This is a genomic window from Streptomyces sp. NPDC027189 (genome assembly GCF_055566975.1).
On sequence record NZ_JBVHRI010000001.1, the window covers coordinates 176,532 to 203,441 of the forward strand.

The window sequence follows — 26,910 nt, forward strand, 5'->3', positions numbered from 1 at the left end:
AGGCCCAGTTCGATTTCGCGGGCGCCCGGTACGGCAGAGCGCCGCGTCCCACGGTCATGGCGCCTCCAACAGGTCGCCGGCGCCGGGCAGCGGCCGGCTCGGATCGTCGTAGAACAGGGCGATGCCGTCGGCCCAGTAGGTCTCCCGCAAACCCGCGCGCAGCCCCACCCGCAGCGCGTGGACGACTTCGGGAAGGCGCCCGGCGCTGCCCGCTTCCGCGATGGTGTCACCCACGCGCCGGTGGAACTCTCCGCAGACGGCGTCCGGTTGGTCCGGCCGGCGCCGCCACAGCGCGACGCCGTAGCCGCCGTGCACGATCCGCAACAGCGCCACCGGGTCGTCCTCGAAGCGATGGTCGCCGTATCGGCACAGCACCGGGACCGTGGTGTGGGGCAGCCCGCGCAGCGACTCCGCGGGCGGTACGGGTACCCGTCGCCCGTCCTCGCAGTCCAGGACTTCGGCCTTCGCGCCGTACGCGTGGATGCGCCGCCAACGGGCCTCGCGCTCGTACTGCTCCTCGTCGGCGGACAGCTGCCGGTCGACAAAGTCGCCCTCGTCCGGCAGCTGCTCCCGGTCGGCGCAGCGCACGACGACCGGCCGTTGGGCGCCGAGCGGTAGCGCGTCCGGCGCGAACCGCCAGGCGTCGACGTCCAGTCCGAGCAGCTGATGGGGCAGCGCCACCTGGAGAACCGCGGGCCGCCAGGGCTGGTCGCAGTGCCGGAAGGCTTCCGCCAGGGGCGCCGCGAGGCTGCCGGTGAGTTCGGTCAGCGGAATGCGCTCTGCCTCGCCCAGCCGCACCACCTCCCCGTCCGGACGGCCCACGGAGACCCGCCAGTCGCAACGGTCCGGTTCCCAGCCCCGCTGCTCCAGTTCGAGCAGCGCGTAGAGATGGGGCGCACCATCGGCGACATGCGACAGGGCGCGCGCCCTCTGTGCCTCCGCCTCATGCTCCGCACGGTTCGGCGAAGACCGGAGACCCTCGGTCGGCTGCTGCGCGAGCCGGCGGCGGTACCTGACACCAAGGCCCTCCGCGGCCCGCCACGCCCACTCCCACAAGGCCCGCTCCGCGCTCTCGGTATCGGCGGTGACGAAGGGGCGCTCGGCGGTCATGACCCGCACCACATAGTCGATGACCAGATCCAGCGCGCCGTCCTGGCGCGAGCTCTCGTACAGCGCCCCGAGACCGTCGCGCCAGGCGCGCGGCGCCGGGTGCGGGATCCCCGCATGGCCGCCCAGCAGGGACTCGAGGATGCCGAACAGCTCGCCGGTACTGGCCGGAGGCGGCAGATCGGCGAGCCTGCCGAGCAACCGGGTCCGCTCGAACGGGCTGAAGGCGCGGCCGGGCCGCGCGCCGAGCTGGTCCTGCACGTCGACCCAGGTGTTGCCGTCGTAATCGGGATGGCGCTGCCGGTCGCGGTGATAGCGATCGTGGGCGTGGAAGACGGCCTGGTACAGATCCTCGTGCTCGCCCCGCACCTCACCCGTCGGCACCGGCAGGGACCGTAACTGCTCCACCCCCGTGCAGGTACCGCCGAGCCCCCGGTCCGCCTGCGACTTCAGGACGCCGACGACCTCACCGCGTACGGGATCGACGACCGGCCCTCCCGAGACGCCGGGCGGCAGCACGTCGCCGCCCAGCCGGATCTGCTCGTCCTCGGACCAGCCGCCGAGGGTGCCCTGCACCGTGCAGGTCCCGTTCAGCCGGCGCAGCTCACCGCCGACGACAGACCATCCCGAGTAGAGGACCTTCGCCTCTTCGTAGTACGCCACCGGGCGCTCGGTGACATAGACGCAGCCGTGGTCGACGGGCTCACGCAGCCGGACGAGCGCGAGGTCGGGGGCCGGCCAACTGCCGCGCACGACACCCTCGGCATGCTGCGGGAGTGCCGTCGCCACTTCGCCCGCGACGGCCGACGTACCGCGGCCCGGCCCCGTCTCATAGACCACGGTCACCTCGCCCCCCTCCCCGCTCCGAGCCACATGCGCGCAGGTCAGAACCCAGTTCGGAGCGACGAAGAAGCCACTCCCGAGGAACGTGCCGGGCTCGTCCAGGGCATACCCGGCCCCCGCGCGATGGATGCGCACCGTCGCCGCCGTGACGAGGTCACGCAGCGCACGGTGCGCGTTCCCGGGGCCGCCCGGTGCGCCCGGGGCGTGCCCGTCCGTCATGTCCCGCCCCCGACGGAGGCGTCACCGGGGCCGCCGTGCGCCGGGGCGCCGGGGGACGCGCCCGCGTGCGGGTCGGCCGGCGGGTTCGCCTGTGCGTTTCGGCCGGTTGAGCCCGGCTGCGCGTTGCCGCCGGTGACGGCCGGGTGCGTGTGGGGGTCGGTGGTGCCGGGCCGCGCGCTCACGTCGGTGGCTTCGAGGTCCGGTGGGCCGCCGTTCCAGGTGAGCGTCACCGTGATGCCGGCCTTGGCCTCGCCGTCCGCGAGGAGGCCGACCACCTTGCCTGCCTTGGCCGTCAGCTCGATCCCGAACTCGACGCTGACCTCGTCGGGCCGTACCGCCCGCAGGGGCGCGGCCAGCGAACGCGCGACGCTGGTGATCACCGACTGCAGGCTCTCGACCTGCGCCTCCACCCGGTCGCCGAACCCCGTGTCCGTGTATGACAGCCCGCCGGACGGTTCCTCCAGCTGCTCGGCCCCCGAGATCCGGGCCCAGACCGGCGTCCCGTCCGGCATCTCGATCCGTGCGATCCGGGTCACTGCTTCACCCATGGCATCCCCCGTTCCCCCACGCCCCCGTGGTACCGCCGACCTTGCAGGCTAGCCGCAGCGGGGCGGCCACGACAGAGGACCTCCGCGCGCAGCGCGCCCCACCTATCCTTTTCCCAGCGTTCCACTTCACTTTCACCGACGGAGCACCATCCATGTACTTCACCGACCGTGGCATCGAGGAACTTGAGAAGCGGCGGGGCGAGGAAGAGGTCACCTTCGAGTGGCTCGCCGAGCAGCTGCGGACGTTCGTCGACCTCAACCCGGACTTCGAGGTGCCGGTGGAGCGGCTGGCGACGTGGCTGGCGCGACTGGACGACGAGGACGACGAGGAGTAGGGCACCCCTCGGGGCTGCGTACTCGTGGGCATCATCCTTTGGGGCGTCGTACGCGTGGGGCGTCATCCCTTGGGGCGTCGTACGCGTGGGGCGTCATCCCTTGGGGCGTCGTACGCGTGGGGCGTCATCCCTGGGGCGTCACCCTGGGGGCTTCGTGCTCGTCGGCTCACCCCGCGGGGCTCGTGCTCGCGGGCGTCAGTCGAAGGCGCGCAGGTGGCCGTATGCCAGGCCCAGGGCGCCGTGGATCATCAGGAGGGCGCCTGCGGCGATCCAGCCGGCACTGCGGCGCCGTACGCCCCAGACGGTGAGCGGGAGCCCGGCGGCCAGCTCGGCCGTGGCGAGGGCATGGGCCTTCGAGCCGCGGGACCAGGACCCCAGGCTGCCGCCTTCCAGCACGTCGAGTTCCGCGCGCACGGCGGCGCGCCACCCCGTCCACTCGATCTGCTCGGCGCCGGGCTGGATCCGGGCCACCTCGCGGAGCCGGTCGGTCGGTTCACCCGGGCTGATCCCGGCCGGAAGCACCATCCCCGCGCGCGTGAGGACGGCGAGCAGAGTGCGCACGCGCGTGCGGGCGTCCGCGCCGGGGTCGGGCTTCGTCAACTGCTCCAGGGACTGCATGTCCAGCACCGGATCGAGACCGAGCCGCGCGGCCAAGGTGCGCATCGCCTCGTCCTCGCCGACCGGGGTGCCGTTCGCCAGCCATTCGTAGCCGACGGTGCGACGGAAGCCCGAGGCGAGAGTGCAGCCACTGTGGTCGGCGTCCCACCACAGGGCCAGTACCGGCCAGGAGGCGCCGACGGCGAGGGCCGCGGCCCAGCCGGCGAGCACGCGGTCGACGGGTTCCGCGCCGTGCTGCCAGGGCTTGCCCTCGGGAACCAGCACGCTCCACTCGGGACCGGCCCCGGTGAGCAGCATCCGCTCGCGCAGCAGCTGGGCGGCGGGGCCGACGGACTCGGGGTGCGCCCGGCACAGGAGCAGGGCGCCGGGGGCCGTGGCCGAGGACTCGACGGGCAGAGTCGACATGGCCCCACTTTAGGCCGTTTCACCCCCTTCATCGCGCCCGTGATCCCCAGAACGGGTGTCTTGACTTTCCGCATCCGCGATATATCGTGAATGACGGAAGACGCGATATGGCGCGTCGAGTCCGGACTCGACGGGGGTCCGGTCCGGTCGAGGAGGTCTGCACCATGTCCGAGTGGTCCGTCGCAGAGCCGAGGAAGCTCACCTTCGACGACCCCGTGACGGCGCTGCACGTGCGCGTCGTCAATGGAACTGTCAACGTCGTGGGCACCGACGAGGGTTCCGCCCGGCTCGAGGTGTCCGAGCTGGAGGGCCCGCCGCTCCAGGTGACCCAGAAGGACGGCACCCTCACCGTGGCGTACGAGGACCTGCCCTGGAAGGGCTTCCTCAAGTGGCTCGACCGCAAGGGCTGGCGACGCAATGTGGTGGTCTCCCTGGCCGTCCCCACCGGCACCCGGGTCGAGGTCGGCGTGGTCGGCGCCGCCGCCGTGGTCTCCGGGGTGGACGCGCGCGTGGAGGTCAAGGGCGTCACGGGCGACACGACACTCGTCCGCATCGCGGGTCCCGTACGCGTGGACACGGTGTCCGGAAGCCTGGAGGCCCAGGCCGTCACCGGTGACCTCCGCTTCAACTCCGTCTCCGGCGACCTGACCGTCGTCGAGGGCTCGGGCTCCTCCGTACGGGCCGACTCGGTGAGCGGCTCGATGATCGTGGACCTCGACGCCACGGGCACCCCGACCGACGTCCAGCTCACCAATGTCTCGGGCGAGATCGCCATCCGGCTCCCGCATCCGGCGGACGCGGAGGTCGAGGCGAACACTGCCAGCGGCACCGTCTCCAGCGCCTTCGAGGACCTCCGGGTCAGCGGGCAGTGGGGCGCCAAGAAGATCACCGGCCGGCTGGGCGCGGGCAATGGCAGGCTGAAAGCGATGACCGCCTCCGGCTCCATCGCACTGCTCCGCAGGCCACCGACGGAGGACGGGCCGTACGACGACGATCCGGCACCCCAGGACGCGGCCCCGGCCGACAGCCCGATCGACGACTCGACGAACACCTCGCCCCACGGCCCGACCGACAAGAAGGTGCTCTGAGATGCCCCCCGTCTTCGCTCATGGCCGCCTTCGCCTCTACCTCCTGAAGCTGCTGGACGAGGCGCCGCGCCACGGGTACGAAGTGATCCGGCTCCTGGAGGAGCGCTTCCAGGGCCTGTACGCGCCCTCGGCGGGCACCGTCTACCCCCGGCTGGCGAAGCTGGAGGCCGAGGGGCTCGTCACGCACACCACCGAGGGCGGCCGGAAGGTGTACGCGATCACGGACGCGGGCCGCGCCGAACTGGCCGACCGCAGTGGCGAACTGGCCGATCTGGAGCTGGAGATCCGCGAGTCCGTGGCGGAGCTCGCAGCCGAGATCCGGGCCGACGTACGGGGCGCGGCGGGCGATCTGCGCCGCGAGATGCGAGCGGCCGCCACCGAGGCCCGGCGGGGCTCCAAGGGCGGCGCCGGGGCCAAGGAACACGACGCGGAGCCGGGTGAGTTCGGGGGCATCGGCGACTACCAGGACAAGGAGTCGTGGCGGGCCGCGAAGGAGGAGATGCGACGCGTCCGGCAGGAGTGGAAGGAACAGGCCCGCCGCGCGAAGGACGAGAGCCGCCGCGCCCGCGACGAGGCCCAGCGTGCCCGCCGCCAGGCCAAGGAGGCCCAGGAGCGAGCCCGCGCCCAGGCCCAGGAGGAGATGCAGCGGATGGCCAAGCACGTCCAGGAGCAGGTCCAGGACCACTTCGCGCGGGGCGACTGGCCGACCGGCGTACGCGAAGGACTGACCGAACTGGCCAAGGAATTCGGCGACTTCGGCAAGAACTTCGGAAAGGACCTGGGCAAGGACCTCGGCAAGGACTTCGGCTTCGGCCGCACGGACACGAAGGCCGGTTCGACCACGGAACCGGAGTACACGGTCACCCCCGAGGACTTCCCCGCCGACTACGAACCCTCCTGGGCCCACGAGGACTCCACCGGCAACCCCGCCCGCGACCTCGACCGCCTCCTGGACCGCTTCCGCGACGACATCCGCGACGCGGCCCGCGACCACGGCGTGACGGAGGACCAACTACGCGAGACCCGCCGCCACTTGTCGACGGCGGCGGCACATATCGGAGCGGCGCTGCGCAAGCGCGTTTAGCCCGTCCGGCGTCTGAGGACGAGGCCGTCAAGGCCGAAGCGGGGGTCCCGGGGGGCGGCAGCCCCCCAGGTACGGGACGGGTAGGGGCGGAGGGGGCGAAAAACACCCCCAAGCCCCACCCCACCCGCGCACCTTCACCCCGCCTCGGCCACCCCACCCCCGCCGCCGTACAGGACCCGCGTCACCGCCTCGTACGTAACCCCGTGATCGGCAAGCACCTCCGCCAGAACCCCGGGCCGCACGGTGAGCGCCATGAGCAGATGCTCGTCACCGATGTGCCGCTCACGCCGAGCGAGAGCGATCCGCAGGGACTGCGTCAGCGCATCCTTCGCCCCCTGGGCGAAGGGCCGCCGCCGGGCCCAGCGACCGCCCCCCACCCCCCTTCGCCGACCCCAATGCCCCTTCCCCGTGCGCCTCTTCGACCCGGGAGACGATCTCCGACAGGTCGATGCCCAGCCCGGAGAGGGCGTCCGCATCGGCACGGGAGAGACCACCGCGACGCCGCGCCTCGGCGAGGTCCCGCTCCACCGAGTCCCGCCGACCGGCCAGCCCGAGCGACGCCAGGGCGAACGATCCCCGGCTCCCCTCCCGATCGAGGAGGGCGAACAGCATGTGCTCCGCCTCCACCGTCTCGGCCCCCGCCCGCTCGGCCTGGAGCACCGCCCCCTCGACGACAGCACGCGCATCCTTGGTGAACCGCTCGAACATCACTGCCTCCCGTACTTCTTGTGCACGGCCTGCCTGCTCACTCCGAGTTCCGCGGCGATCTCCTGCCACGACCAGCCCTGATTGCGCGCACTGCGCACCTGCACCGCTTCCAACTGCTCCAGCAGCCTCCGCAGCGCGGAGACAGCCCGCAGCCCGACCCGCGGATCGCGATCACCCGCGCGCTCGGCAAGATCCGTTGCTTCGGTCATGATGTCAACCTACGTTGACAGCACCCACCTGTCAACCACGATTGACAGACGACGGCCGGCCCGGAAACCGGACCGGCCGTTGTCGGCAGAGAAACCTGCTAGGAGTTCGTCAGCACGATCTTCCCGAACTGATCGCCCGCCTCCAGTCGTTCGAACCCTTCGCGGGCCCGGTCGAGCGGCAGCACCTCGTCGATGACGGGGCGGACGCCGGTGGCGGCACAGAAGGACAGCAGGTCCTCCAGCTCGTCCTTGGTACCCATCGTGGAGCCGACGATCTTCAGCTCCAGGAAGAAGACCCGGGTCAGTTCGGCGTGCGAGGGCCGGTCGCCGCTGGTCGCCCCGGAGATGACCAACGTGCCACCGGGCCGCAGCGACTTGATGGAGTGCGACCAAGTGGCGGCACCCACCGTCTCGATGACGGCGTCGACCCGCTGCGGCAGCCGCGCCCCGGACTCGAGCGCCTCCACGGCCCCCAGCTCGACGGCCCGCTTCCGCTTGGCCTCGTCGCGGCTGGTGGCGAACATCCGAAGCCCGGCGGCCTTCCCCAGCACGATCGCGGCGGTGGCCACGCCGCCGCCCGCGCCCTGCACGAGGACGGAGTCACCGGGCCGCACCCCGGCGTTGGTGAACAGCATCCGGTACGCCGTCAGCCAGGCCGTGGGCAGACAGGCGGCCTCTTCGAAGGACAGCTCCTTGGGCTTGGGAAGGATGTTCCACGTCGGTACGGAGACCTGCTCGGCGAAGGTGCCCTGGTAGCGCTCGGTGAGAATGGACCGGGGCTCCTTGGGTCCGACCCCGTGGCCGGTCTGGCCGATGACGGAGTGCAGCACCACCTCGTTGCCGTCCTCGTCGATGCCGGCGGCGTCGCAGCCGAGGATCATCGGGAGCTTGTCCTCGGCCAGGCCGACTCCGCGGAGGGACCACAGGTCGTGGTGGTTGAGCGAGGCGGCGCGTACGTTCACGGTCGTCCAGCCCGGCCTCTTCTCGGGGGTCGGGCGCTCCCCCAACTCCAGGCCGTTCAGCGGCTGGTCACGGTCGATTCGGGCGGCATAGGCAGCGAACATGACCTTGACGATAGGCTCCGCCCCCGGCCGGGGGAACCATGTCCCCCTGTGACACGCGTCCCGCCGCCCCCGGGCCCTGGGGTGAGGCCGAGGAATGTCCTTCGCCCCCTCCGCCCCCACCCGTCCCCTGGAGACTGCGCAGTTCCCCGCGCACCTTCTGGGGCGCGGGGAACTGCGCGAACAACCCCCACCCACCCCAGCCGAAAGGCTGGTCGGGGCGGAGGGGGCGAAAACCACCCACCCGGACGCCCCCCACGCAAAAAATGGCCCCGCCGGGAAACCCGGCGGGGCCATCACGCACACCGCGTCAGCGGCGAGCAACCCCCTCGGCCCGAGCAGCCGCGGCCACCGCCGCAGTCACCGCCGGAGCCACCCGCTCATCAAAGGGCGAGGGAATCACATAGTCCGCCGCAAGATCGTCCCCGACGACCGCGGCCAACGCATCGGCCGCCGCGATCTTCATCCCCTCGGTGATCCGGGACGCCCGCACCTGCAGCGCCCCCGCGAAGATCCCGGGGAACGCCAGCACGTTGTTGATCTGGTTCGGGAAGTCGGACCGCCCGGTCGCGACGACGGCCGCGTACTTGTGGGCGATGTCGGGGTGCACCTCGGGGTTCGGGTTGGCCATCGCGAAGACGAAGGCCCCCTCCGCCATCGACGCCACCGCCGGCTCCGGCACCGTACCGCCGGAGACGCCGATGAAGACGTCGGCGCCCGCGAGCGCGGTCTCCAGCGACCCCGTCAGACCGGCCTTGTTGGTGATCTCCGCGAGCTCACGCTTGACGTCCGTCAGGTCGTCCCGGTCCTTGGACACGATGCCCTTGCGGTCCGTGACAGCGACATCCCCGAGCCCCGCCTCCAGCAGGAACTTGGCGATGGCGACCCCGGCCGCACCCGCGCCGGAGATAACCGCGCGCAGGTCGCCCAGCGACCGCCCGGTCAGCTTCGCGGCGTTGCGAAGCGCCGCCAGCGTCACGACCGCGGTCCCGTGCTGGTCGTCATGGAAGACGGGAATGTCCAGCCGCTCCTGGAGCTTGCGCTCGATCTCGAAGCACCGCGGCGCCGAGATGTCCTCCAGGTTGACACCACCGAAGGACGGCGCCAGCCGGGCCACGGTCTCGACGATCTCGTCGACGCCCGTGCAGTCGAGCGCGATCGGCACCGCGTCCACGCCGCCGAACTGCTTGAACAGAATCGCCTTGCCCTCCATGACGGGGAGCGAGGCCTCCGGGCCGATGTCGCCGAGTCCGAGCACCGCCGTCCCGTCCGTCACCACAGCGACGACGGACGACTTCCACGTGTAGTCGTGGACGAGCTCGGGCTGCTCGGCGATCGCGCTGCACACCTTCGCGACGCCGGGCGTGTACGCCAGGGACAGGTCGTCCTTGTCACGGACGGGCACGGTGGCCTGCACGGCCATCTTGCCGCCGCGATGCAGCGCGAATGCCGGGTCGAAGGAATCGAGGGGCTCGGCCCCGCCTTCCTGATCCGTACTGCTGTCGCTGCGAGGATTGACGATCTCCGCTGCCACTTTGTTTTACCCCTTAAGTCTTTATTGGTTGAGGGTGACCACTCCTGGTTGAGGGGTGGGCGGGCACCGCGCAAGCCCAGCCGCCGTGGTTGCGTACGGGCTTTGCGCGACGGGCGCGCCGCACACGCGCCCTGAGCCCCGGATGAGGGGTGTAAAGAACCTTCTTACCGGACGGACGGTGCCGACGACGAGTCCATAACGCGAAGGTCACACGCCGGTGACATGACTCATAACCGAATATGTGGACAAGTCCGCGACTTGCCCTCATGTCGCCGCAAGCGCGGAGTAGCGGCCGCCCGCATCCTGAGATGCGCCGAAGATCTTCCGGCCGGAAGGAGGGATTCCCGCACAAGGTCCGGCCTTGATGTACCGGCCCGTAGCGGCTCGGGGGTCACCCGTTATCCGATTTTGACATAGCGAGTCCCCTGAATGGCGCCGTCCGAATGGCAGGATGCCGTCATCACACGAGGTCGCGACACTCGAAGGTGTGTGTTCTCGTCGACCTATCGGCTACTCCCTCATCCGCCGGAGGAACCCAACATGACCGCACGCTCCACCCGTCGTACCACCGCCGCGAAGTCCCGGACAGCAGCGGTCGGCGCGATCGCGGTCGCAGGCGCCCTGATCCTCACCGGCTGCGGTGACCAGACGAAGGACAACTCGGGCAGCTCGACCGCAAGCACGAGCTCCGCGCCGCTGGCCGACAAACTGCCCAAGGCGATCCGAGACGCGGGCGTCATCAAGGTCGGCTCGGACATCGCGTACGCGCCGGTCGAGTTCAAGGACAGCTCCGGCAAGACGGTCGGCATCGACCCCGACCTGGCGGACGCGATGGGCAAGCAGCTCGGAGTGAAGTTCGAGTTCCAGAACGGCACCTTCGACACCCTGATCACGGGCCTGCGCTCCAAGCGGTACGACATCGCGATGTCCGCGATGACGGACACCAAGGACCGCCAGGAAGGCATCGACTCCGACACCGGCAAGAAGGTCGGCGAGGGCGTCGACTTCGTCGACTACTTCACCGCCGGTGTCTCGATCTACACCCCCAAGGGCAAGACCCAGAACATCAAGACCTGGGCCGACCTGTGCGGCAAGAAGATCGTGGTGCAGCGCGGCACGGTCTCCGAGGACCTCGCCAAGTCCGAGTCCAAGAAGTGCACCGGCGGCAAGAAGATCACCATTGAGTCCTACGACAACGACCAGCAGGCCCAGACCCGGCTGCGCGGCGGTGGCGCCGACGCCGGCTCCTCGGACTTCCCGGTCGCCGCGTACGCGGTGAAGACCTCGGGCGGCGGCAAGGACTTCGAGCTCGTCGGCGAGCAGGTCGAGGCGGCGCCGTACGGCATCGCGGTCGCCAAGTCCAGCACCCAGCTGCGGGACGCCCTCCAGGCCGCGCTGGACGCCGTCATCAAGAACGGCGAATACGACAAGGTCATCTCGAAGTGGGGCGTCGAGGCCGGTGCCGTCAAGACGGCCACGGTCAACGGCGGCAAGTGACCGCGGAACCGAGCGGGCACTGAAAGGCAACAACACCCGTGACTGTTGACATCGACAAGACGACGGGCCCGGAGGACACTCCCCCGGCCGGACCGGAAGCCATCAAGGCCATCCCTGTCCGGCACTACGGGCGGTATGTCTCCGCGGTCATCGCGATCGCGCTCCTGGTCGCCGTGGTCTACGCGTTCTCCCAAGGCAAGATCAACTGGGGTGCGATCCCCGACTACTTCTTCGACGACCGCATCATCAACGGCGTGCTCAAGACGCTGCTGCTGACGGTCCTGTCGATGCTGATCGGCGTCGTCGGCGGCGTGCTCCTCGCCGTCATGCGGCTGTCGAAGAACCCGGTGACCTCGTCCATCGCGTGGTTCTACATCTGGTTCTTCCGCGGCACGCCCGTCCTCGTGCAGCTGGTGGTCTGGTTCAACCTGGGCCTGGTCTTCACGTACATCAACCTCGGTCCGATCTACAAGGACTACTGGTCCAGCTTCATGACGCCGCTGCTGACGGCGCTCCTGGGTCTGGGTCTGAACGAGGCCGCGTACATGGCCGAGATCTGCCGGGCCGGTCTCCTCTCGGTCGACGAGGGCCAGACCGAGGCCAGCCACGCGCTGGGCATGAGCCACAGCAAGACCCTGCGCCGGATCGTGATCCCGCAGGCGATGCGCGTGATCGTGCCGCCCACGGGCAACGAAGTCATCAACATGCTGAAGACGACCTCCCTGGTCGCCGTGATTCAGTACTCCGAGCTGTTCCGTGTCGCGCAGGACATCGGCCAGACGTCCGGCGCCCCGGCGGAGATGCTCTTCCTCGCCGCCGCCTGGTACCTGCTGCTGACCTCGGTGTTCAGCGTCGGCCAGTACTACCTGGAGCGGTACTACGCTCGGGGTAGTAGCCGTAGTCTCCCGGCCACTCCGTTCCAGAAGATCAAGGCCAACATGCTGTCGCTGGGCCGTCCGAGGGGAGGCAATGCATGACCGCCAACGTGACCAAGGCGGACTCCGCCACGGCGATGGTCAAGTCCGAGGGCGTCCACAAGTCCTTCGGCCCCGTCGAGGTCCTCAAGGGCATCGACCTGGAGGTGAAGTCCGGCGAGGTCTTCTGTCTCATCGGCCCCTCCGGCTCCGGCAAGTCGACCTTCCTCAGGTGCATCAACCACCTTGAGAAGATCAACGCCGGCCGCCTGTCCGTCGACGGTGAGCTGGTCGGCTACCGGCAGCACGGCGACAAGCTGTACGAGCTGCGGGACCGCGAGGTCGCGATGAAGCGCCGGGACATCGGCATGGTCTTCCAGCGCTTCAACCTGTTCCCGCACATGACGGCGCTCGAGAACGTCATGGAGGCGCCGGTCCAGGTCAAGAACGTCAGCAAGGCCCAGGCCCGGGAACGCGCGGGCCAGCTCCTGGAGCGCGTGGGTCTTGCCGACAAGGCGAAGAACTACCCTTCGCAGCTCTCCGGCGGCCAGCAGCAGCGCGTCGCCATCGCCCGTGCGCTGGCGATGGACCCGAAGCTGATGCTCTTCGACGAGCCGACCTCGGCGCTCGACCCGGAGCTGGTCGGTGACGTCCTCGACGTCATGCGCGACCTCGCCGAGTCCGGCATGACGATGATCGTCGTCACGCACGAGATGGGCTTCGCCCGCGAGGTGGGCGACTCGCTGGTCTTCATGGACGGCGGTGTGGTGGTCGAGAAGGGCCACCCCCGTGACGTACTGACAGACCCGCAGCACGAGCGGACGAAGTCGTTCCTGTCCAAGGTGCTCTGAGGGGTTTCCCGACGGCCGGATGCCGCCCGCCCGCGAAGGGGTGGGCGGCATCCGTCTTTCCGGATCACCTCAGGTTCAGCCGGGGGCTGCGCGGCGAGAGGTTGCCCTCAGTGTGGAGGACCTTCATCCGCACGAAGGTCGTGAACTGCCCCCTCGAGCAAGGGCTGTCCCGCAAATGATCTTCGGGTGTGCGGGCGCGGCCGGTTGTGCAACGGCTGGCTTCTTGTGAGGAGCTCCAAGGTCGGATACGGATGGGAGCCGGGCCAGGGCTCGCCCCACTGCCAGATATCCAGGAGGCTGCCGACGGGCAGCTTCTGGGTGGTGCAGCCCACTCGCCCGTCCTCGGGGGCGTCCCTGCACGGGTCCTCGAACCCCTTGCCGCCCGTCTTCGCCAACCGGACCGCCTTGGTGGTGAACTCGCCCGCGGTGGGCGCGCCGGCCGGACTCGGTCCTCCCAACCAGCCCGGCACGCTGCTTGGGCGCGAGCCGCGCGAGAGCTGCCCGCACCATGAGTCCGGTGTCGCAGTCGACCAACTGCCCCGACACGTCCGGCACTTCGCCGTATGCCTGCTCGCGCCGCCGGAACCGGCGGCGGGCGGAGATGACGGTGTTGACCAGCACCTTGCGTTGCGCGCATGGGCCTCGAGGTTGTCGAGGCGTCCGTGCCGGCGCGCGCCGAGGACGATCTTCACCAGGGGCGTCTGCACGAGACCCTCTGCCTCGTCGCGGTTGCCGCACAGCAGATGGGCTCCCCCAAGCTCTCGGCTTCGCTCGAGCAGGGGGCACCCCCACCGAAACAGCGCTATGCGTCTGCCCTCCACGAAGACGTGCGGAGCGGCTTCCTCGCCGCGCGTTATCCCGCCCCCTTCCCCGGCCCGGGTCGCGGACCGTCTCACCCTTCCAGTGCGGTGGGGGTCCCACAGGACACAGAAGAGGCGGTACGGATTTTCCGTACCGCCTCGATCGCCGCGCCCTCGAGGTTACTTGAGTGCGAGGAGAAGCGTGTCCGAGGGCGAGCACCACACCGGCCTGGCCTCTCCGAAGCCCTTCTCGCGCAGCACGCGCGCGTGCCAGGCGGCGGACGGCGTGTCGCCGTCGGCGTGCTCGCCGTAGATCTCGAAGCGGCGGGCGGTGGGCGCGGCGAGGACGGGGTCCTTCGCGGCCAGCTCCCACCATTCGGCCCAGTCGAGGGCGCCGTTCTTCTTGGCCTGATCCATATGGGCGTGCCGCTGCGCACGCTCGGCCGCGTTGATCCTGGGCGTCGTCTCGTCGATCATGTGGTCGGCATTCATGAAGACACCGCCGTCGCGGACGAGTTCCGCGACCTGACCGTAGAGGGCCGCGAGAGGTTCGCTGTGCAGCCAGTGCAGGGCCGTGGCAGTCAGGACGGCGTCGTACGAGTCGTACGGCAGCAGAGTGGGCCACCGCGGGTCCTTGAGGTCGGCCGTGACGAAGGAGACCCGGTCGTCGCCCTCGAAGGTGCCCTCGGCGATGGTGAGCAGCGCGGGGTCGAGATCGACGCCGGTGCCGGTGGCGCCGGGGAAGCGGGCGAGCAGCCGGGCCGTGATGGTGCCGGTGCCGCAGGCGAGGTCGAGGACGCGCGGCTCAGGGCCGACCAGGGCCTCGACCATGTCGAGCATCACCCGGAAGCGCTCCTCGCGGTCCGGCATGTACCACTCCTGCTGCCGGTCCCAGCTCTCCTGCCAGGCGCGCCAGTCGGTTCCGGTACTGACGGTCATGGAAGCCCCTTACTTCGCTCGCCCACGTAATACCCTGGAAGCACGATCATCTGTTACCTGACCGCAGCCACGACGATAGAGCGCCTTCGTAAGGACTACAAGTGGAACTGGCCTATTACTCGGATTACGCCGTCCGTCTCGTCAACAGCGAGGAGCCGGCCCGGGGCAAGGACTCCCTGACCTCGGTCGAGGCCGTCCGCGACCTCTTCGAAGGCAACTCTTCGGCGGCCCGCCGCACCACGGACGCGGACGTCACCCGCTTCCGCTCCGTACGGGCCCGGCTGCGCGCGGTCTTCGAAGCGGCCGACGGCGGCAACGAAACCCTCGCCGTGGACCTGCTGAACTCGCTCCTCCTGGAGTTCCCGGTGAGCCCACAGATCGCCGGCCACGACTACCGGGACGACGACGGGCGCCCCCTGTGGCACATGCACCTGGCGGAGCACCCGTCGAACGCGACGGCGGGTTACGCGGCCATCGCGGCGATGGGCCTGGCCTTCCACTTGACGGAGTACGGCGTCGACCGCCTCGGCCTGTGCGAGGCGTCCCCCTGCCGCAACGCCTACCTGGACACCTCGACCAACCGCTCCCGGCGCTACTGCTCGGACCGCTGCGCGACCCGCGCCAACGTGGCGGCCTACCGCGCCCGCAAGCGCCTGGAGGCGGACCGGTCGGACAGCACGGGCCTGGCGGCCCCCACCACCCACCGGGCGACGGCGACCGGCGACCGCTGATCACCTTTCAGGGGCCGATACCGGAACCGCACCTTCCCGAGGACGAGTTCCTCGGGAACGGTCCCGTAATCAGTGCTGTCGCCCCCGGCGAACGCATTGTCCCCGAGCACCCACCAGCCCCCCTCCCGGCGCTCCGCGATTCGCTTGACGACCAGCAGATCCTGCTGGAACGGATGACGCAGGACGACGACGTCACCGGGCCTGACCCGCGCCCCCCACTGCACGACGAGCCGATCCCCGTGCTGAAGCGTGGGAACCATGGACGGTCCCGTCACCTCGGCCGCCCCGAACGGCAGCACGGCCCTCCCACGCTCGGTCTCCTGCGACAGCTCCGGCATCACCGGCACCTCCCCGGTCCTATCCTCCACCAGTCCCAGTTTCACCCTGGACTTTTGTCCTAAGCCCATGGGGGCACTCGCGAAAACCCGTCTCCCACGGAGTAATGTCCCACCTGAGAAGACGATCACGAGGAAGGACAGCTCAATGCTCTCCCGCCTGTTTGCCCCCAAGGTCAAGGTCAGCGCGCACTGCGACCTGCCCTGCGGTGTGTACGACCCGGCCCAGGCCCGCATCGAGGCGGAGTCGGTGAAGGCCGTCCAGGAAAAGATGGCCGGCAACGACGACCCGCACTTCCAGGCTCGCGCCACCGTCATCAAGGAGCAGCGCGCCGAGCTCGCCAAGCACCACGTGTCGGTGCTCTGGAGCGACTACTTCAAGCCCCCGCACTTCGAGAAGTACCCGGAGCTGCACCAGCTGGTCAACGACACCCTGAAGGCCCTCTCGGCCGCCAAGGCGTCCACGGACCCGGCGACCGGCCAGAAGGCGCTGGACTACATCGCCCAGATCGACAAGATCTTCTGGGAGACCAAGAAGGCCTGACCCAGGGCCGGTTACGGTTCGCCTTGACCGGCGAGCGGTGCACCCTCGCAGGTCAGCGAGTCTTTTGAAGGGGCTCGGCCGAACCCTCGGCCGGGCCCCTTCGGTGTTCCTCAGGGGTCGGGTTCCACGCCGCGCCGCGACCGAGATCGCCCCGGAGGTCGCCTCGGCCGCTGCGCGGGCTGCTGGTGAGCACCGAGATCGGCGACAGCGCCGCCCTCGCCGTCGCCTGGCGCGTCGGGCTCACCGTCCTCGGCTACTTCTGGGCGCGCTCGGCGTACGACCGCACCCGCTGACCCGCCGGCCCGCTGGTGGCGCGGTCCCGCAACAGCTCCAGCGCCGCACCCCGCAACTCCTCGCCCCTCAGGGCGGCATACGCCGACACCGCGTCGTCGTACGCCGCCCGGTCGGCGCGTTCGGCCGCCTCCCCGAGGCGGGCGGAGGACATCGTCGGCTGGAAGCCGCGCAGGCAGCGGAAGCGCTCGGCGAGGGCGAGGAGCCGTGCCGCCTGTTCGCCCGCGCCCCGCTCCAGTTCGACCATGGCGAGCGCCAGCAGGTAGGTGCCGCACACCGGCAGGTCGACGACGTACGCGGGCTGTGTGACGGTCGGAGTGACCAGCAACACCCGGAGTCTGTCGGGCAGTTCACGTACCAGCGGCTCCACCAGGTCGAGACGGCCGTGCTGGGCGTGGGCGATCACGGCGACGGCGTGGGCCTCCAGGTTCCACGCCTCCACGCCGGACGGATCGGCCTGGAAGAGCGGCCCTTCGGGGCCGGGACCCGGCTCGGCGGCCCGCCGCCAGGTGCGCAGGCCCTCCTCGGTCCGCCCGCGCGCGAGCAGGATCTCCGCCCGCACCCCGTGGCCGTACATCAGCGTGCCGAACGGGTCGTCCGCCTGGTTCAGCGCCGTCTGCTCCAGCCAGTGCTCGGCCTCGTCGAAGGCGCCGAGCTGGAGGTGGACCAGCACCAGGGCCCAGCGGACTCCCATCGTGTCGGACCAGGGGCCCAGCAGCTGTTCCTGGAGCCGCAGCGCCACCAGGATGTGACGCCGGGCCTCCTCGCTCCGCTCCAGCTGGAGGCAGAGTTCGCCGATCCGGCCGTGGGCCTGGGTCAGCATCCACGGGCTGCCCCGCCCGTCGAGCGCGGCCAGCGACCGCCGGGCCGCCGCGAGGGCCCGCTCCGGGTCGTTCTCGTTTTCCGCCACGAAGCTCACGGCGGAGTTCGCGACCGCGGCCACCAGCGGTTGGGCGCTGTCGCACAGGGCCGGCAGCTCGGAGTGCGCCCGCGGCAGGGCGCCCAGCACCGTCGCCGCGGCCCGCACGAGGGTGTCCGGCGGAGCCGGCGGCAGCCTGCGCAGGGTGGCCAGGGAGCGCAGAGCAGGGGTCCGCGGCCCGTGCAGCAGGAACAGGTTCGCGGTGAACAGCACGGCCGCGGTCCGCGTGACCTCCACATCCTCCGGCCCGGGCCGCAGACGCGCCAGGAGCGGGCCGATCTCCTCGATCAGTGTGACCACGCGCGTGTAGTTGGACTCCAGGTTCCACATGCCCGAGAGCACCGCGGCGACCGCCGCGACCGTGGGCCCGTCGGCGCGGGCCTGCGCGAGCCGCAGCGCGTGGACGAGGTTGTCCTGCTCGGCGCGGAACCGGTGCAGAGCGGCGACCGACTCGACCTCGAGGACCGCCTCGTGATGGTCCCGCCCGAAGTCCCGCGCCCACGCCAGGAGTCGGCCGGTCACCCGGTCCGTCTCCCCCTCCGCGTCCCGACGGGCGGCGCTGAACTCCCGTACGGTCTCCAGCATGCGGAAGCGGACGCCCGATGCGGTGTCCGTGACCTTGAGGAGCGACTGGTCGACGAGATGTTCGAGGACATCGAGTACGTCCATGGCGTCGTCGCCCAGCAGATGCTGTGCCGCCCGCGCCGTGAAGTCGTCCGGGAGGACCGACAGCGCGCGCAGTGCCGCGCGCCCCTCGGCGTCGAGCAGGTTCCAGCTCCAGTCGACGACGGCGAGCAGGGTGCGGTGCCGCTCCGGCGCGTCGCGCGCGCCGCCCTTGAGCAGGGCGAAGCGGTCGTCCAGGCGGCGGGCTATCTCGCCGACCGACATGACGCGGACGCGGGCCGCCGCCAGCTCCGTCGCCAGCGGCAGACCGTCCAGGTGGCGGCAGAGTTCCTCGACCGTGGCCGCGGGCAGATCGACGCCGGGCCGCGCGGCCCGTGCCCGCTGCCCGAACAGCTCGACGGTGGTCGCCAGGCTCAACTCCGGGAGCAGGTACACCGATTCGGAGGAGAGGCCGAGGGGGGCCCGGCTGGTGGTGAGGACGCGCAGGTCGCGGGTGGCGGACACGAGGGCCTGTACGAGGTCGGCGGCGCCGCGCACGACGTGCTCGCAGTTGTCCAGGACCAGCAGGGCGCCGGGGCCGAGGGCGCCGGCCATGCCGGTGAGCACGTCGGTCGGGACGCCGGGGTGGCCGCCGGGTCCTGCGGCGACGCCGAGCGCGGAGGCGACCTCGTCGGCCACGTCGGCGTCGGAGGTGACACCGGCGAGCGCCACGAAGTGCACGGACTTCTGCTCGGCCGCGCGGCTCACCGCGTGCGCGAGGCGGGTCTTGCCGAGGCCGCCCGCGCCGACGATCGAGGTGACCCGGGAGGTGCGCAGCAGATCCGTGACCGCCGCGATGTCGTCGGCGCGGCCGAGCAGCGGGTTCGGCTCGTGCGGGACGCCGCGGCGGACGGCCGGGGCGTCGTCGCGCAGCAGCTGCTGATGCACGGCGCGCAGTCCGGGGCCCGGGTCGGTGCCGAGGTCGTCGCGCAGGGTGCGGCGGTAGGTGGCGTAGCGGGCGAGAGCGGCGGCGGGGCCGAGCGTGGCGGCTTCGCAGCGCAGCAGCTCCGCGAGGACCTCCTCGTCGCGGGGGTGCTCCCGTACGAGGCCGGTGAGCGCGTCGACCGCCTCGGCGCCGCGGCCGAGCCGGGCCAGGGCGAGCGCGCGGGCGCGCACCAGGGTCGTGTACGCCGGGACGCGCGCCGCGCGCAGCGCGGAGACCGGGTCGGCCGCCAGGTCGTCGGCGCTGCCGTCCCACAGCGCGAGCCCCGCCTCGGCGTGCGACAGCGCGGCGGTGTGGTCGGCGTCCCGGGCCGCCCGGGAGCTCGCGGCCGCGGCGAGCAGGACGGCGGAGCTGTCCACCTGTGCCTCGTCCAGCGTGAGGCGGTAGCCCGTGGCGGTGCCGGCGATCAGCTCGGCACCGAGCTGGGAACGGGCCCGTGAGACGAGGACCTGCAGGGCTTTCGTCGGATTCTCCGGCTGCTCCTCGGGCCACAGCCCGTCGACCAGCCGGGCCGTGCTGCACCCGGTGCGCAGATCGTCCGCGAGCAGGGCGAGCAGGCCACGCAGCCGGGGTCCGGCGACCTCCCGGCCGCGATGGGACACCCGCGAGAGGAAGGTCAGCTCGGCGGTCATTCGAGTAGGTTAGCGAGCGCGGGTGCCGGGGTGTCCGGGACGTGGGACCCCTCGGTATCGGCGCTCCGGGCCATCGTGTCAGCGCCGGATGTCATCCTGGTGCGGTGACTGTCGAGGACTTGGTCCGGCTGCGCCGGGCCCGCGACCGGATGGACCGTGAGTTCGCGGAGCCGCTGGACATGGACACGCTCGCGCGCACCGCGCTGATGTCTCCTGGCCACTTCCAGCGGAGCTTTCGCGCGGCCTTCGGCGAGACGCCGTACACCTATCTCATGACCCGCAGGATCGAGCGCGCCAAGGCCCTGCTGCGCCGCGGCGACATGACGGTCACGGAGGTGTGCTTCGCCGTGGGCTGCACCTCGCTCGGCTCCTTCAGCTCCCGCTTCACGGAGCTGGTCGGCGAGACCCCGAGCGCGTACCGGGCCCGCCCGCACGATCACGGCGCCCCCATCCCGTCCTGCGTGACCCGGCGCCTGACCCGCCCGGCCCGCCACCCGAACCCGGAGGCGGAACCGGGCTCGCGCCTCTAGCGTCCGTGCCGCGGTCCGGGCCGGCAGGCCTCGGGATCTGGACGGCAGATCGGGGCGGCAGGCCCTAGCGTGAGGCGTATGGACCTGAAACTCTCGCAATGCTTCATCGCCGTGGACGACCACGACAAGGCGCTCGCCTTCTACCGGGACGTGCTGGGCCTGGAGGTCCGCAACGACGTCGGGTTCGAGGGGATGCGCTGGGTGACGGTCGGCTCGCCGCTCCAGCCCGACGTGGAGATCGTCCTGGAGCCCCCCGCGGCGGACCCGAGCACCTCCCCGGCGGACAAACAGGCCATGGCCGAGCTGCTGGCCAAGGGCGTGCTGCGCGGTGTCATCTTCTCCACCGCCGACTGCGACGCCCTCTACGAACGCGTCCACGCCTCCGGCGCCGAAGTCCTCCAGGAACCCATGGACCAGCCCTACGGCCTCCGCGACTGCGCCTTCCGCGACCCGGCGGGCAACGTCCTCCGCTTCACCGAACGCACCGATGCCTGACCCGGACTAGGGCTACGTCGGCCCCGCCGACCTCTTCGCTGGCCTGCCCCGGGAGGCGAGCGGGGCTGGACCACCCGTCGGCCTTCACCCACGAAGTGGTCTTCCGGCGCTGCACGGGGTGCCGGGAGGTCGGAATCGTGCGGGAGGGAGACTACGTCTGTGTCTTCTGCGGGTGCGGTCTGCCCGTGGAGTGGAATGTCTGACGAACGTCCGAGGAGTCATCCGTGCCGTCCGCCCGCCCCCGTGTCCTGTACGTCAGCGACCTGGCCTATCCGGCCAAGGGGCGCCGTTACTGCGACGAGGACATCCTTCTCACCTCGCGGCTGCGCGAGGAGTTCGACATCGCCGTGTGTCATCCGCTGGACGCGGCCGGGTTGATGGACGGCTTCGACGTCGTGGTCGTGCGGAACAGCGGGCCATTGCTGAACTACCAGGCGGAGTACGACGCGTTCCGGGAGCGGGCGGTCGCGGACGGTGTGCGCGTGTACAACGAGCTCTCGGGGAAGGGGGACATGGCGGGGAAGACGTACCTGCTGGAGCTGACCGCGGCCGGGTACCCGGTCATCCCCACCATCGACCGCGCACAGGACCTGGGGCGGCTGCCCGACGTCGACACGTACGTGGTGAAGCCGAAGCTGGGGGCCGACTCCATAGGGCTGGAGTTCGTGGCGCGCGAGCGGCTCCCCGAGCTGGCGTACGGCGACGTCCTCGTCCAGCCGCGCATCGACTTCCGCTACGAGGTGTCCTTCTACTTCGTCGACCAGGCCTTCCAGTACGCCCTGTACGCGCCCCGCCCTGACCAGCGCTGGGCCCTGGAACCGTACGAACCGACCGAGCAGGACCTGGAGTTCGCGCAGCGGTTCGTCGACTGGAACGACATCGCGCACGGGATCCAGCGCGTGGACGCCTGCCGGGCCCCCGGCGGCGAGCTGCTCCTCGTCGAGCTGGAGGACCTCAACCCGTACCTGTCCCTGGACGTCCTCGCCCCCGACGCACAGGACGCCTTCGTCGCGAGCATGAAAACCTCGTTGCGCGCGCTGATCGGGCGGGAGACGGTACGAGCCGTACCGACCGTCCGACAGGGAGCGCCCCGATGACCGCACAACCGATCCGGTGGACCTACGCCTTCGTCGACCGGCCCATGAAGGAGTTCGGGCCGGCCACCGACTTCTGGACCGCGGTCACGGGGACACGGCTGTCGGAACCCCGCGGCGACCAGGACGAGTTCGTCACGCTGATGCACGAGGGCGCCGACGCGTGTGTGAAGGCGCAGGGCGTCGAGTCGGGCGACGGCGGCGCGCATCTCGACCTCGCCGCCGAGGACGTACCGGCGCTGGTGGAGTCGGCGCTGCGACTGGACGCGACACTCGTCGCCGATCACGAGGGATGGGCCGTATTGCGTTCCCCCGGCGGGCAGTTGTTCTGCGCAGTGCCGTGGCACGGGGAGTCCGCCCGGCCGCCCGTCGTCGAGGGACCGAGCGGCGCGACCAGCCGGCTCGACCAGGTGTGTGTCGACCTGGCACCTTCCGTGTACGACACCGAGATCACCTTCTGGAGCGAGCTCACCGGCTGGGACTCACACCCCGGCGCGCTCCCGGAGTTCCACCTGGTCAAGCCCCCCGCCACCTTCCCCTTCCGCATCCTCCTGCAACGCCTCGACAGCGACCGCCCCACCTCCGCTCACCTCGACATCGCCTGCTCGGACATCGAGGCGGTGCGGGCCCGGCACGAAGATCTTGGCGCCACCCTGGTCCACCGCGGCGCCCACTGGGCGGTGATGCGGGACCCGGTCGGCGGCACCTACTGCCTGACGCCCCGCGATCCCGGGACGGGCAGCCTTCACCAGCGAAGGGTCGCGTACGCGCAGACGCCGTGCTCCCCGTCCTCGACGCGCGGGCACGACGACGGCAGGTCGTCGTAGCGAAGGAGCGGGGCCGGGACCTCCCGGTGGTCCTTGTTCTCCTCCCAGACGCGGGGTCGCTGCGGCTCCGCCGAGTCCTGGAGCCACAGCGTGAGGCCACCGCCCACGGCCACCACCCACACCCCCAACACCCACCGCCACACCCGGCGCCGTCCGCCCGCTGTCGTCACGCCGACGTCACCCCGCCCTGGTACCACGAGCACTCGGTGAGGTGCAGAAGAGGTTCGGCCATGCCGCAGACGCTACGGCTTGAGGCGGGTGGACCGCGCGTGCAAATAGCGTTGTTCGGGAAGGCTGAGGGTCTTGCGGGCCGCGGACTCGTACGCGGCGCGGGCCGCTGCCGGGTCGCCCGCGCGTTCCAGCAGGTGGCCGCGGACCGCGTCCAGCCGGTGACCTGCCGCCAACTCGTCCTCCAGCGCGTCGAGTTCGGCCAGGCCCGCCCGCGGCCCGTGCACCATGGCCACCGCCACCGCCCGGTTGAGGCGCTCGACGGGGCCCGGGACCTTACGGACCAGCATGTCGTACAGGCCGAGGATCTCGGGCCAGTCCGTCGCCTCCGGGGACGGCGCCTCGTCGTGCACCGCGGAGATGGCGGCCCGGAGCTGATAGGGCCCCGCCCGCCCCCGCGACGACGACAGCGCCCGCGTCACCAGGGCCACGCCCTCCTCGATCGCCGCCTTGTCCCACAGATCGCGGTCCTGCTCGTCGAGCGGCACCAGCTCGCCGTGCGGTCCCGTCCGGGCGGCGCGGCGGGCGTCGGTGAGCAGCATCAGCGCCAGCAGCCCCGTCACCTCGTGGTCCTCGGGCAGCAGCCGGTGCACCGTACGCGTCAACCGGATGGCCTCGCCCGCGAGTTCGGCCCGCCTCAGCACCGCTCCGGACGTCGCCGTATAGCCCTCGTTGAAGATCAGATACAGGGTGTGCAGGACGGCGGGCAGCCGCTCCTCCCACTGATCCGGACGCCCGAATCGCACCCCCTTCACCCGCTGCTTGGCCCTGCTGATCCGCTGGGCCGTCGTCGCCTCGGGCACGAGGTACGCCCGGGCGATCTCCGCCGTGGTCAGACCCCCGACGGCCCGCAGGGTGAGCGCGATCTGCGCGGGCGGGGTCAGATCCGGGTGGCAGCAGAGGAAGAGGAGCGAGAGCGTGTCGTCCTCGCTCGGCGCCCGGTCCACCCCCGGCGGCGGCGCCGTGAAGGCGTCGCGGGGAGTCAGCGCCACCGCCTTCTCCTCCCGCAGCCGCCGCGCCTCCTCACTGCGCAGCGCGTCCGTCAGCCGTCGCGAGGCGACCTTGATCAGCCAGCCGCGCGGATTGTCGGGCACGCCCATGTCGACCCACTGCCCGGCCGCCGCGAGCAGCGCCTCCTGTACGGCGTCCTCGGCGGCGTCGAAATGCCCGTACCGGCGGACGAGCGCGCCGAGGACCTGCGGAGCGTGCCGGCGCAGCAGATCCTCGACCTCGATGCTCATGCCGGTCAGATGTCCCCGGCGCCGTCCAGAATGGGCCGGATGACGACCGGGTAGTCGGTGACACCCTCCGGGCAGGGGCACCGCGTGACGCGCTCGGCGATCTCGGTGACCCGCTCCAGGCTCGCGCACTCCAGGACCCAGTAGCCGGCCATCAGCTCCTTGGTCTCGCTGTACGGGCCATCGGTGATCACGGCCTTGCCGTCCTTGCCCAGGGCGACCAAGCGGGTCTGCGCCGGCTCGGCCAGCCCCTGTCCGTCGATCAGCTCCCCGGTCTCGGACAGGTCGTCGTTGATCGCGCCCATGTACGCGTACATGGCCTGCAGTTCCTGCTCGCTCCAGGCCGGGGCCTGTGCGGACGCCTTGCCGCGCATGGCCTCGTAGTCGGCCTGCGTGCCCTGCACCATCACCAGGTACTTCATGAGTCCACTCCTTCGGCTCCCGCCGCCCTCGGTGGGCAGCTCTCACAGGAGACGTCGGAGCCGACCCTCGATTCTCTACACGCCGCGCGCGTTCGGTCAGGATTTCTCCGTGATCCGCTCGCCCGGCTCGCCCGGCTCGCCCGGCCCGCCCGGCTTGCCCGGGGGCTCCTCCGCGGGCTCGCCGACGTACGCCTCGCACCTCGGATTCCGGCAGGGCCCGGGCCGCCAGAGGGGGACCCACGCACCCAGCGTCTTGTGACGCTGTACAACCGTGGCGACCGGCTGCCCGCATCGGGGACATACACGCTCATCGGTGCCCATGCCTCAAGGGTAGGACGGCGGAGCCTTCAACGCTTCCTGCTGTACGTCCTCACGAGCACCCCGTTCTTGAACACCCGCACCCCGTCGAGCGCGAACTCGGCGACGTCGAACCCGGAGCCGAACATCGGCATGCCGGAGCCCAGAACCACCGGGTAGGTCTTGATGACGAGCTCGTCCACCTCGTCGATCAGCGCGCCCGCGAGCTGCGAGCCGCCGCACAGATAGATGCCGAACTCGCCGTCCTCCGCCTTGAGTTCGCGGACCTTGCCGAGGACGTCGTCCGCGACGATCTCCACGTGCGGGTCGGGCGACTCCCTGAGGCTGCGCGAGGCGACGTACTCGCGCAGATGGGCGTAGGGGCTGGTGACGCCGGCGTCCAGCGCCAGGTCGTAGCTGGCGCGGCCCTGGATGATCGTGTCGAAGTGCCGGTTCTCCAGATCGTCGATGCCGAGCGGGCGGCGGCCCTGGGTCGGCAGTGTGTCCGGGTACTCCGCCTTGAGGAAACCCTCGAAGAACTCCTCGTCGACGAACGGCATGAAGAACTGCGCGTCGCCGTCCGGGGCTCCGATGAAGCCGTCGATCGAGCAGGCGATGAAGTACGTGAGCTTGCGCAAGCGGGTCTCTTTTCGTCAGTCGTCGGGCAGTCGGCCATTTCTCAACCACTGCAGTTATAGTGCTTCGTCTGTAGTGGTTGCAAGGGACTTATGGAGGTTGCGCAATGGCACGGAACCCGGAGCGCAGAGCGGCCCTCGTCGACGCGGCCGTGGAGGTACTGGCGCGCGAGGGAGCACGCGGGCTGACGTTCCGCGCCGTGGACGCCGAGGCCGCCGTTCCGGTGGGCACCTCGTCGAACTACTTCACCGACCGCGACGACCTGCTGAACCAGGTCGACACCCACCTCCACCGGCGCCTCGCCCCCGACCCGGCCGTGCTCGCCGAGTTGCTGAAGGGGCCGAAGGACCGCTCCCTGGTGCTGGAGTTCATGCGCGACCTGCTGGCCCGCGCGATCCGTGACCGCACGGGCTATCTCGCCCTCTTCGAGATGCGCCTGGAGGCCACCCGCCGCCCCGCCCTGCGTGCCTCGTACACCAAGTCGGTGCGCGGCGACCTGGAGCAGGGCATGGAGTTCCACCGGGCCGCCGGGCTGCCCGGCGGCGACGAGACGGTGACGGTGCTCTATCTCGCCGTGCTCGGGCTGCTCCTGGAGCACCTGACCCTGCCCGGGGTGCTGGACGGCGTACTGCGGGGAGTCGCCGTCCCGGACGATCTGCTCGAACGAATCGTGACGACGATCGTTCCCCCGGGCTAGGGCCGCACCTCGCGCCACATGGGCCACATCTGCGGACCGTCCGGCAGATCGAGGGGACGCCCGACAAGGTCGAATCCGAGACGCTCGTACAACTTCCGGCTGCGGGCGTTGCTCGCCTCCAGATACGCGGGCAGACCCTCGCGGTCGCAGCGGTCGAGGACCGACTGGATGAGCGCGGTGCCCAGGCCCTCACCCTGCCGCTCCGGCGCCACGGCGATCATCCACAGATATTCGTGGTCGCGGCCCGCGGGGTGAACGTCCGCCGTCAGCCGTCCGATCAGCTCGACGCGCTCGTTGTCCGGGTCGACGGCCTCGCGCAGCTGGACGGGACCGTCCTCGTCGCCGTGCTCCTCGGCGGGAACGGACAGCCACAGGGCACACGCCACACCGTCCTCGGTCAAGTCGACCCGTCCCTCGGCGAGCACGACATCAACAAACGCGGCCATCATCTTGTGGTGCGTAGCACGCCGGTGCGCCGCGTCCGGAAACACCCAGCCGCTCACCGGATCATCCAGAAAGGCCGCGTCGAGCAACCGGACGACCAGCTCCCGATCCCCCTCGCCCGCCGTACGGATCGCCACGCCCATGTGCCCGCCCCTTCGCCCCAACTGACCTTGATCGTATGGCG

The 26,910-nt window shown here is 70.9% G+C and carries 26 protein-coding genes and 2 pseudogenes; 13 read left to right on the top strand and 15 right to left on the bottom strand.

What is annotated here, in order from left to right:
- Positions 1 to 54: 54 nt before the first annotated feature.
- Both ACZ4RZ_RS00775 and ACZ4RZ_RS00780 read right to left on the bottom strand, forming a co-directional pair.
- Positions 55 to 2,169, bottom strand: a complete 2,115-nt coding sequence (locus ACZ4RZ_RS00775) for a VMAP-C domain-containing protein (protein WP_467740709.1) — start codon at positions 2,167 to 2,169, stop codon at positions 55 to 57.
- Positions 2,166 to 2,717, bottom strand: a complete 552-nt coding sequence (locus tag ACZ4RZ_RS00780; protein WP_467740711.1) for a CU044_2847 family protein — start codon at positions 2,715 to 2,717, stop codon at positions 2,166 to 2,168. The genes ACZ4RZ_RS00775 and ACZ4RZ_RS00780 overlap by 4 nt, the downstream gene beginning before the upstream one ends.
- Positions 2,718 to 2,869: 152 nt before the next feature.
- On the opposite strand from ACZ4RZ_RS00780, the gene ACZ4RZ_RS00785 reads away from it, so the two are divergent.
- On the top strand, positions 2,870 to 3,052 hold the full coding sequence (locus ACZ4RZ_RS00785; RefSeq protein WP_005312030.1) for a DUF6104 family protein: 183 nt from the start codon (positions 2,870 to 2,872) through the stop codon (positions 3,050 to 3,052).
- Between the two features lie 195 nt (positions 3,053 to 3,247).
- Here ACZ4RZ_RS00785 and ACZ4RZ_RS00790 read toward each other — a convergent pair whose 3' ends face one another.
- Positions 3,248 to 4,075, bottom strand: a complete 828-nt coding sequence (locus ACZ4RZ_RS00790; protein WP_467740713.1) for a hypothetical protein — start codon at positions 4,073 to 4,075, stop codon at positions 3,248 to 3,250.
- Between the two features lie 164 nt (positions 4,076 to 4,239).
- Here ACZ4RZ_RS00790 and ACZ4RZ_RS00795 point away from each other — a divergent pair, with 164 nt between their 5' ends.
- Positions 4,240 to 5,163: a DUF4097 family beta strand repeat-containing protein gene (locus ACZ4RZ_RS00795; protein WP_467740715.1), complete on the top strand. Its 924-nt coding sequence runs from the start codon at positions 4,240 to 4,242 to the stop codon at positions 5,161 to 5,163.
- A 1-nt stretch (position 5,164) separates the two neighbouring features.
- On the top strand, positions 5,165 to 6,247 hold the full coding sequence (locus ACZ4RZ_RS00800) for a PadR family transcriptional regulator (protein ID WP_467740717.1): 1,083 nt from the start codon (positions 5,165 to 5,167) through the stop codon (positions 6,245 to 6,247).
- 134 nt (positions 6,248 to 6,381) lie between these two features.
- Here the strand turns inward: ACZ4RZ_RS00800 and ACZ4RZ_RS00805 are convergent.
- The 4 genes and pseudogenes from ACZ4RZ_RS00805 to ACZ4RZ_RS00820 form a co-directional block, all read right to left on the bottom strand.
- Positions 6,382 to 6,955: pseudogene (locus ACZ4RZ_RS00805) on the bottom strand (Clp protease N-terminal domain-containing protein).
- A complete protein-coding gene (locus ACZ4RZ_RS00810) occupies positions 6,955 to 7,164 on the bottom strand; it encodes a helix-turn-helix domain-containing protein (protein ID WP_121405930.1) in 210 nt (69 codons plus the stop codon). Before ACZ4RZ_RS00810 ends, ACZ4RZ_RS00805 begins: the two are co-directional and overlap by 1 nt.
- A 98-nt stretch (positions 7,165 to 7,262) precedes the next feature.
- A complete protein-coding gene (locus ACZ4RZ_RS00815; RefSeq protein ID WP_467740719.1) occupies positions 7,263 to 8,228 on the bottom strand; it encodes a zinc-binding dehydrogenase in 966 nt (321 codons plus the stop codon).
- A gap of 307 nt (positions 8,229 to 8,535) precedes the next feature.
- A complete protein-coding gene (locus ACZ4RZ_RS00820; RefSeq protein WP_467740721.1) occupies positions 8,536 to 9,759 on the bottom strand; it encodes an NAD(P)-dependent malic enzyme in 1,224 nt (407 codons plus the stop codon).
- 540 nt (positions 9,760 to 10,299) lie between these two features.
- On the opposite strand from ACZ4RZ_RS00820, the gene ACZ4RZ_RS00825 reads away from it, so the two are divergent.
- From ACZ4RZ_RS00825 to ACZ4RZ_RS00835, 3 genes are read left to right on the top strand one after another with little or no spacing between them, the layout of a single operon-like run.
- Complete coding sequence (locus ACZ4RZ_RS00825; RefSeq protein ID WP_467740723.1) at positions 10,300 to 11,256, top strand: ABC transporter substrate-binding protein; 957 nt, start codon at positions 10,300 to 10,302, stop codon at positions 11,254 to 11,256.
- A gap of 38 nt (positions 11,257 to 11,294) precedes the next feature.
- Complete coding sequence (locus ACZ4RZ_RS00830; RefSeq protein WP_467740725.1) at positions 11,295 to 12,233, top strand: amino acid ABC transporter permease; 939 nt, start codon at positions 11,295 to 11,297, stop codon at positions 12,231 to 12,233.
- A 35-nt stretch (positions 12,234 to 12,268) separates the two neighbouring features.
- Positions 12,269 to 13,021: an amino acid ABC transporter ATP-binding protein gene (locus tag ACZ4RZ_RS00835; RefSeq protein ID WP_467741910.1), complete on the top strand. Its 753-nt coding sequence runs from the start codon at positions 12,269 to 12,271 to the stop codon at positions 13,019 to 13,021.
- Between the two features lie 450 nt (positions 13,022 to 13,471).
- Here the strand turns inward: ACZ4RZ_RS00835 and ACZ4RZ_RS00840 are convergent.
- Both ACZ4RZ_RS00840 and ACZ4RZ_RS00845 read right to left on the bottom strand, forming a co-directional pair.
- Positions 13,472 to 13,878 (bottom strand): annotated as a pseudogene (locus ACZ4RZ_RS00840) (SigE family RNA polymerase sigma factor); the annotation flags it as partial.
- A 123-nt stretch (positions 13,879 to 14,001) separates the two neighbouring features.
- Positions 14,002 to 14,760 (bottom strand): class I SAM-dependent methyltransferase, encoded by a 759-nt coding sequence (locus tag ACZ4RZ_RS00845; protein WP_467740727.1) that lies wholly within the window; start codon positions 14,758 to 14,760, stop codon positions 14,002 to 14,004.
- A gap of 101 nt (positions 14,761 to 14,861) precedes the next feature.
- Here ACZ4RZ_RS00845 and ACZ4RZ_RS00850 point away from each other — a divergent pair, with 101 nt between their 5' ends.
- On the top strand, positions 14,862 to 15,491 hold the full coding sequence (locus tag ACZ4RZ_RS00850; protein ID WP_467740729.1) for a CGNR zinc finger domain-containing protein: 630 nt from the start codon (positions 14,862 to 14,864) through the stop codon (positions 15,489 to 15,491).
- Here ACZ4RZ_RS00850 and sodX read toward each other — a convergent pair.
- Positions 15,395 to 15,829 (bottom strand): nickel-type superoxide dismutase maturation protease, encoded by a 435-nt coding sequence (gene sodX / locus ACZ4RZ_RS00855; protein ID WP_467741912.1) that lies wholly within the window; start codon positions 15,827 to 15,829, stop codon positions 15,395 to 15,397. The genes ACZ4RZ_RS00850 and sodX overlap by 97 nt on opposite strands.
- Positions 15,830 to 15,974: 145 nt before the next feature.
- Between sodX and sodN the strand changes: the two genes are divergently transcribed.
- On the top strand, positions 15,975 to 16,370 hold the full coding sequence (sodN, locus tag ACZ4RZ_RS00860) for a superoxide dismutase, Ni (RefSeq protein ID WP_004983535.1): 396 nt from the start codon (positions 15,975 to 15,977) through the stop codon (positions 16,368 to 16,370).
- Positions 16,371 to 16,623: 253 nt separating this feature from the next.
- Here the strand turns inward: sodN and ACZ4RZ_RS00865 are convergent, their stop codons facing one another.
- Positions 16,624 to 19,818 carry an ATP-binding protein gene (locus ACZ4RZ_RS00865; protein ID WP_467740731.1) on the bottom strand — a complete coding sequence of 1,065 codons (3,195 nt, stop codon included), beginning with the start codon at positions 19,816 to 19,818 and terminating at the stop codon, positions 16,624 to 16,626.
- A gap of 104 nt (positions 19,819 to 19,922) precedes the next feature.
- On the opposite strand from ACZ4RZ_RS00865, the gene ACZ4RZ_RS00870 reads away from it, so the two are divergent.
- The 4 genes from ACZ4RZ_RS00870 to ACZ4RZ_RS00885 all read left to right on the top strand — a co-directional run bounded on the left by ACZ4RZ_RS00870 (position 19,923) and on the right by ACZ4RZ_RS00885 (position 22,764).
- A complete protein-coding gene (locus ACZ4RZ_RS00870) occupies positions 19,923 to 20,348 on the top strand; it encodes a helix-turn-helix transcriptional regulator (protein WP_467740732.1) in 426 nt (141 codons plus the stop codon).
- A gap of 78 nt (positions 20,349 to 20,426) precedes the next feature.
- A complete protein-coding gene (locus ACZ4RZ_RS00875) occupies positions 20,427 to 20,843 on the top strand; it encodes a VOC family protein (RefSeq protein WP_467740734.1) in 417 nt (138 codons plus the stop codon).
- Between the two features lie 224 nt (positions 20,844 to 21,067).
- Positions 21,068 to 21,940 carry an ATP-grasp domain-containing protein gene (locus tag ACZ4RZ_RS00880; protein ID WP_467740735.1) on the top strand — a complete coding sequence of 291 codons (873 nt, stop codon included), beginning with the start codon at positions 21,068 to 21,070 and terminating at the stop codon, positions 21,938 to 21,940.
- On the top strand, positions 21,937 to 22,764 hold the full coding sequence (locus ACZ4RZ_RS00885; protein ID WP_467740736.1) for a VOC family protein: 828 nt from the start codon (positions 21,937 to 21,939) through the stop codon (positions 22,762 to 22,764). Before ACZ4RZ_RS00880 ends, ACZ4RZ_RS00885 begins: the two co-directional genes overlap by 4 nt.
- Before the next feature lie 242 nt (positions 22,765 to 23,006).
- Here the strand turns inward: ACZ4RZ_RS00885 and ACZ4RZ_RS00890 are convergent, their stop codons facing one another.
- From ACZ4RZ_RS00890 to ACZ4RZ_RS00900, 3 genes are all read right to left on the bottom strand, one after another.
- On the bottom strand, positions 23,007 to 24,233 hold the full coding sequence (locus tag ACZ4RZ_RS00890; RefSeq protein ID WP_467740738.1) for an RNA polymerase sigma factor: 1,227 nt from the start codon (positions 24,231 to 24,233) through the stop codon (positions 23,007 to 23,009).
- A gap of 5 nt (positions 24,234 to 24,238) precedes the next feature.
- Positions 24,239 to 24,652 (bottom strand): YciI family protein, encoded by a 414-nt coding sequence (locus ACZ4RZ_RS00895; protein WP_467740740.1) that lies wholly within the window; start codon positions 24,650 to 24,652, stop codon positions 24,239 to 24,241.
- A gap of 347 nt (positions 24,653 to 24,999) precedes the next feature.
- Positions 25,000 to 25,587, bottom strand: coding sequence for a dihydrofolate reductase family protein (locus ACZ4RZ_RS00900; protein ID WP_467740742.1), 588 nt, complete (start codon positions 25,585 to 25,587; stop codon positions 25,000 to 25,002).
- Positions 25,588 to 25,691: 104 nt separating this feature from the next.
- Here ACZ4RZ_RS00900 and ACZ4RZ_RS00905 point away from each other — a divergent pair, with 104 nt between their 5' ends.
- The gene (locus ACZ4RZ_RS00905; protein WP_467740744.1) at positions 25,692 to 26,282 is read left to right on the top strand and encodes a TetR/AcrR family transcriptional regulator; all 591 of its coding nucleotides are present in this window, start codon (positions 25,692 to 25,694) and stop codon (positions 26,280 to 26,282) included.
- On the opposite strand, the gene ACZ4RZ_RS00910 is transcribed toward ACZ4RZ_RS00905, so the two are convergent.
- Positions 26,279 to 26,869 (bottom strand): GNAT family N-acetyltransferase, encoded by a 591-nt coding sequence (locus ACZ4RZ_RS00910; RefSeq protein ID WP_467740745.1) that lies wholly within the window; start codon positions 26,867 to 26,869, stop codon positions 26,279 to 26,281. The two genes, ACZ4RZ_RS00905 and ACZ4RZ_RS00910, sit on opposite strands and share 4 nt — an antisense overlap.
- Positions 26,870 to 26,910: the final 41 nt, after the last annotated feature.